Source organism: Nitratireductor sp. GCM10026969 (genome assembly GCF_042660605.1).
Classification (GTDB): Bacteria; Pseudomonadota; Alphaproteobacteria; order Rhizobiales; family Rhizobiaceae; genus Chelativorans.
Genome location: NZ_JBHSUM010000212.1, coordinates 1 through 5,631, shown reverse-complemented (window position 1 = coordinate 5,631; position 5,631 = coordinate 1). Strand labels below are relative to the sequence as shown.

The window sequence follows — 5,631 nt, the reverse complement described above, 5'->3', positions numbered from 1 at the left end:
GCCGCACCGGACAAGCTCGCCGCCATGGCGGCTGCGGCGCGCGAGGCGGGGCGGCCGAATGCCGCCGCATTGCTCGCCGACCTGACAGAGGCTATTGCCTGCGGCAGTTCGGTGGCCGGTTTCAAGCAAGGAGCGCGCGCATGAAGATGCCGCAGACAATCGGGGTCGTGCATTTCATCGGCATCGGCGGCATCGGCATGAGCGGCATCGCCGAGGCGCTGTTCACGCTCGGCTACCGGGTGCAGGGGTCCGACCAGGCGGAAAACGCCAATGTGGAGCGCCTGCGCGACAAGGGCATCAAGGTCTTCGTCGGCCAGAGGGCGGAGAATCTCGGAGAAGCCGAGGTGGTGGTGATCTCCACGGCCATCAAGCGCGACAATCCGGAATACCGTGCCGCGCGCGAGCGGCTCCTGCCCATCGTGCGCCGGGCCGAGATGCTGGCGGAGCTGATGCGCTTCCGCCAGGCGGTGGCCATTGGCGGCACGCATGGCAAGACCACGACGACCTCCATGGTGGGGGCGCTTCTGGATGCCGGCGGGCTCGATCCGACCGTCATCAACGGCGGCATCATCAATGCCTACGGCACCAACGCGCGCATGGGCCAGGGCGACTGGATGGTGGTCGAGGCGGACGAGAGCGACGGCACCTTCCTGAAGCTGCCGGCCGAGATCGCCGTGGTGACCAACATCGATCCCGAGCATCTCGACCATTACGGCTCCTTCGAGCAGGTGCGCGAGGCGTTCCGGCAGTTCGTGGAGAACGTGCCGTTCTATGGTTTCGGCGTCATGTGCATCGACCATCCGGAGGTGCAGGCGCTGGTGGGCCGCATCGAGGACCGCCGCATCGTCACCTATGGCGAGAACCCGCAGGCCGACGTGCGCTTCTTCAACCACCGCATGGACGGCGCCGTCTCCGTCTTCGACGTGACGCTGCGCGGGCGCAAGGCGGAAAGGCCGGAGACGATCGAGGATCTGCGCCTGCCCATGCCCGGCCGGCACAACGTCTCCAATGCGGTGGCCGCCATCACGGTTGCCCATGAACTGGGGATCCCTTCCGAAGACATCCGCAAGGGGCTTGCCGCCTTCGGCGGCGTCAAGCGGCGTTTCACGCTTACCGGCACCTGGAACGGCGTGCAGATCTTCGACGATTACGGTCACCATCCGGTGGAGATCCGTGCCGTGCTGCAGGCGGCGCGGGCGGCGAGCGCCGGGCGCATCATCGCCATCGCCCAGCCGCACCGCTACACGCGCTTGCGTGACCTGTTCGACGACTTTTCCTCGTGCTTCAACGATGCCGACACGGTTCTGGTGGCACCGGTCTACACAGCCGGCGAGGCGCCCATCGACGGCATCTCATCCGAAGCGCTTGTGGCCAGCCTCAAGGCGGCGGGCCATCGCGACGCGCGCTTCATCGAAGGGCCGGAAGCCATCGCGCCCCTGGTGCAGGAGATGGCGAAGCCCGGTGACTTCGTCGTCTTTCTCGGGGCCGGCAACATCACGCAATGGGCCTATGCCCTGCCGCGGGAACTCGGGTCATGAGCGGCGCGGCACTCGTTTCGAAGCTCGGCGAACGGCTTTCCGGCCTGCGCGGCAAGCTGACGCCGGACGCGGGCATGGACAAGATCACCTGGTTTCGCGCCGGGGGAGAGGCGGAGGTGCTTTTCCAGCCGCAGGACGAGGAGGACCTGGCGGCCTTCCTGCGTGCGGTGCCCGAGGAGATCCCCGTCACCGTGGTAGGCATAGGCTCCAACCTTCTGGTGCGCGAGGGTGGCATCAAGGGCTTCGTCGTGCGGCTTTCGGCCAAGGGCTTCGGCCAGGCGGAGACGATTTCGCCGACGCGCATCCGGGCGGGTGCGGCGATCCCGGACAAACGCCTTGCCGCCGCCGCGCTCGAAGCGGGGATCGGCGGGTTCCATTTCTACCACGGCATTCCCGGGGCGCTCGGCGGAGCGCTGCGCATGAACGCGGGCGCCAATGGCGTGGAGACGCGCGAGCGGGTGGTGGAGGTCCGCGCGCTCGACCGCAAGGGCGAACTGCATGTACTTTCCAATGCCGACATGGGCTATGCCTACCGCAAGTCCGCCGCGCCGGGCGACCTGATCTTCACCGCCGCGCTGCTTGAAGGCTACCGCGAGGAGCCCGAGGCGATCCGCGCGGCCATGGATGCGGTGCAGCACCATCGCGAGACGGTGCAGCCGATACGCGAGAAGACCGGTGGCTCGACGTTCAAGAACCCGCCGGGGAGTTCGGCCTGGAAGGAGGTCGACAAGGCGGGCTGCCGCGGACTCGTCATCGGCGGCGCGCAGATGTCGCCCATGCACTGCAACTTCATGATCAACACCGGCACGGCGACCGGCTATGATCTGGAATATCTCGGCGAGACGGTGCGCGCGAAGGTGCTGGAGCGTTCGGGCATCCGGCTCGAATGGGAAATCCGGCGGCTCGGCGCCTTCCGGCCGGGCCAGGCGATCGATCCTTTCCTTGGGCAGCTCTTGTAGCTTCCCGCAAACGTTTCCGGTCTTCCGCCTCGGTTGGGCGTCGGCGTGATAGTTGGTGCCCATAATTGCTTTGCGGCGGCGCTGGACGCGCTTGGGCGATCACATTTTGAAATTTTTCCGAAAAATTGAATCAGGCGGAATCTCAAGGCCTTGCCACCGAATCAACTCTCTGATTCTTTGGCCATAAGTTTTCCTGATTTGAGTCGGCGCGTTTTTGCCGGAGGGGGCTCCCGAGGGGAGTGAAGGGATTCGAGCGATGAGCGCGCCGAAGACTGATTTGGCCGGAGAGGGCAGCAGGTGAAGAGAAAGCACGTGGCCGTACTGATGGGCGGATTCTCGTCCGAGAGGCCGGTCAGCCTTTCTTCCGGTTCGGCCTGTGCCGACGCCCTCGAAGCAGAGGGATACGCGGTCACGCGGGTGGATGTCGGCCGCGACATCGCGCGCGTTCTCGACGAGCTGCGGCCCGACGTCGCCTTCAACGCCCTGCACGGGCCTTATGGCGAGGACGGTACGATCCAGGGTGTGCTCGAGTTTCTGAGCATCCCTTACACGCATTCGGGGGTGCTTGCCTCCGCGCTCGCCATGGACAAGGAGCTGGCGAAGACGGTGGTGCGGGCCGCCGGCGTTCCGGTGGCGCAGTCGCGCATCGTGAACCGTCTCGAAATCGGCGACGAACATCCGATGGCGCCGCCCTATGTCATCAAGCCGGTCAACGAGGGGTCGAGCTTCGGTGTCGTCATCGTGCGCGAGGGGCAGTCGCATCCCCCGCAGTTCCTGCGCTCGACGGAATGGGGCTACGGCAATCGGGTCATGGTGGAGCGCTATGTGCACGGGCGCGAGCTGACCTGTGCCGTGATGGGGGATAAGGTTCTCGGCGTGTGTGAGATCGTGCCGGTGGGGCATGCCTTTTACGATTATGACTCGAAATATATCCCGGGGGGGTCAAAGCACGAATGCCCGGCGAAAATTTCACCGAATATTTACCAAAAAATACAAACACTGTCCCTCAGGGCGCACGAGGTGATCGGCTGTCGGGGCGTGACCCGTTCCGATTTCCGTTTCGATGACCGTCATTCGGAAGAGGGTGAGTTGATCTGGCTCGAGATCAATACGCAGCCGGGCATGACCCCGACCTCCCTGGTGCCGGAAATCGCCGCCGAGGCCGGCTACGGCTTCGGTGCGCTGTTGAGTTGGATGGTGGAGGACGCGTCTTGTTCGCGTTGAGGTCATACCGGGCCGTTCGTGCGGGTGAAGCGGGCCATGTGCTGCCGCGCTGGCTGCGCAGGCCGGCGCGCATCATCCAGCGGCTGGAGATCGACCGGATCGAGCCGCCGCGCTTCGCCGCCACGCTGGCGAGCGGCCTGCTTTTCGCGCTTGCGGGTCTCTATGGCGGCATCAAGGGCGGGCACATGGACGAGGCGCTCGGTGCCGTGACTGCGCGGGCCGGCTTCGCCATCGAGAATGTGGACGTCTCCGGCAATCGCGAAACCTCGGAGATCGACGTGCTGCAGCAGATCGGTCTCGACGGCTGGACATCCATGGTCGGTTTCGATGTGAGGGCGGCGCGCGCGCGGATCGTCGGGTTGCCCTGGGTCGAAAACGCCGCCGTCCGCAAGGTCTATCCGGCAACGGTCGAGGTGCGCATCGAGGAGCGCGAGCCGTTCGCTCTGTGGCAGCGCAACGGGCGGGTGTTCGTCATCGAGCGGAACGGCGACGTGATCGCGCCGTTCACGGGCGGGCATCTGGCGTCGCTGCCCCTGGTCATCGGCGCGGGTGCCGATGTGTCGGGGCCGGAATTCATCGAGCGCGTCTCGCGCGTGCGCGGGCTCGACGGCCGGGTGCGCGCCTATGTCCGCCTCGCCGACCGGCGCTGGGACCTGAAGCTCGACAACGGCATGACGATCAAGCTGCCGGAGCACGGCGTCGAGACGGCTTTGGCCGAGGCGTCCAGGCTCGACGCCGAGTATGCGCTCTTCTCGCGCGCCGTCTCGGCGCTTGACCTGCGCCTGCCGGACCGTTTCTTCGTGGCGCTCACGCCGGAGGCTGCCGAGGCGCGCGAAGAGGCGCTCGAAAAGCTCATGAAGGGAGCCAGAATATGAGCTGGTTCCTGGGAGAGCGCGGCGCATCGCAGCGCCGGTCCGGCATCATCACCGTGCTCGACATCGGTTCCAGCAAGGTGTGCTGCATCATCGCGCGCCTTCTGCCGAGCGACGGCGGGCGCGCGCTGTCGCACCGCACCCATCGCATTCAGGTCATCGGTATCGGCCATCAGAGATCGGAAGGCGTGAAATCGGGCGTCATCGTCGATCTCGACCGGGCGGAGCAGGCGGTCCGGCTGTCCGTCGACGCGGCGGAGCGAATGGCCGGGCTGACCGTCGATTCGCTGATCGTCAACGTTTCGGCCGGGCGGCTGAAAAGCGAGACTGCCTCCGCGACGGTGAGGCTGGGCGGACATGAGGCGGCGAAAGCCGATGTCGACCGGGTGCTTGCGGCCGGTGCGCGCCAGGCGCTGAAGGCGGAGCGCGAGGTGGTGCACTCGCTCGCCACTGCCTTCTCGCTCGATTCGGAGCGCGGCATTCGCGATCCGCGCGGCATGATGGGGGACACGCTGGGCGTCGACATGCATTTGGTGACCGCCGACACTGTTCCCCTGCGCAACCTGGAACTGTGCATCAACCGCTCGCACCTGTCGGTGGAGCGCATGGTGGCCACGCCCTATGCGAGTGGCCTTGCGGCGCTGGTGGACGACGAGGCGGAGATGGGGGCTGCCTGCATCGACATGGGCGGTGGCTGCACGACGATTTCGGTGTTTCTCGAAGGCAAGTTCGTCCATGCCGACTCCCTGCCGGTGGGCGGCAGCCACGTGACCATGGACCTGGCGCGCGGGCTTTCCACGCGACTGGAGGACGCCGAGCGCCTGAAGGTCATGCACGGCTCGGCCCTGCCGGTCAGCGCCGACGACCGCGATGTCATCGCCATCCAGCCGATCGGCAGCGACGAGAACGAGGAGCCGTTGCAGGTGCCGCGCGCCGTCATGGCGCGCATCATTCGCGCGCGCATCGAAGAAACGCTGGAGCTGGTGCGCGACAAGCTCAGCCGCTCCGGCTACGGCCATCTGGTCGGGCGCCGGGTGG

Annotated in this window: 5 protein-coding genes and 1 pseudogene; all 6 read left to right on the top strand. The window is 66.4% G+C overall.

What is annotated here, in order from left to right; translation table 11 throughout:
• Nucleotides 1–144, top strand: a pseudogene (locus ACFP9U_RS23440) (UDP-N-acetylglucosamine--N-acetylmuramyl-(pentapeptide) pyrophosphoryl-undecaprenol N-acetylglucosamine transferase); the annotation flags it as partial.
• Nucleotides 141–1,538 carry a UDP-N-acetylmuramate--L-alanine ligase gene (murC, locus tag ACFP9U_RS23435; RefSeq protein WP_378625152.1) on the top strand — a complete coding sequence of 466 codons (1,398 nt, stop codon included), beginning with the start codon at nucleotides 141–143 and terminating at the stop codon, nucleotides 1,536–1,538. The pseudogene ACFP9U_RS23440 and the gene murC, both read left to right, overlap by 4 nt.
• Nucleotides 1,535–2,497 (top strand): UDP-N-acetylmuramate dehydrogenase, encoded by a 963-nt coding sequence (gene murB / locus ACFP9U_RS23430; RefSeq protein ID WP_378625150.1) that lies wholly within the window; start codon nucleotides 1,535–1,537, stop codon nucleotides 2,495–2,497. The genes murC and murB overlap by 4 nt, the downstream gene beginning before the upstream one ends.
• A 297-nt stretch (nucleotides 2,498–2,794) precedes the next feature.
• On the top strand, nucleotides 2,795–3,721 hold the full coding sequence (locus ACFP9U_RS23425; RefSeq protein WP_378625148.1) for a D-alanine--D-alanine ligase: 927 nt from the start codon (nucleotides 2,795–2,797) through the stop codon (nucleotides 3,719–3,721).
• Nucleotides 3,709–4,596, top strand: coding sequence for a cell division protein FtsQ/DivIB (locus tag ACFP9U_RS23420; protein ID WP_378625146.1), 888 nt, complete (start codon nucleotides 3,709–3,711; stop codon nucleotides 4,594–4,596). Before ACFP9U_RS23425 ends, ACFP9U_RS23420 begins: the two co-directional genes overlap by 13 nt.
• A partial coding sequence (gene ftsA, locus ACFP9U_RS23415) for a cell division protein FtsA (protein WP_378625144.1) occupies nucleotides 4,593–5,631 on the top strand: 1,039 nt, incomplete at its 3' end. The genes ACFP9U_RS23420 and ftsA, both read left to right, overlap by 4 nt.

Coding starts and splice junctions, on each gene's coding strand:
- murC (WP_378625152.1), top strand. CDS start 141: ATGAAGATGCCGCAGACAATCGGGGTCGTGCATTTCATCGGCATCGGC.
- murB (WP_378625150.1), top strand. CDS start 1,535: ATGAGCGGCGCGGCACTCGTTTCGAAGCTCGGCGAACGGCTTTCCGGC.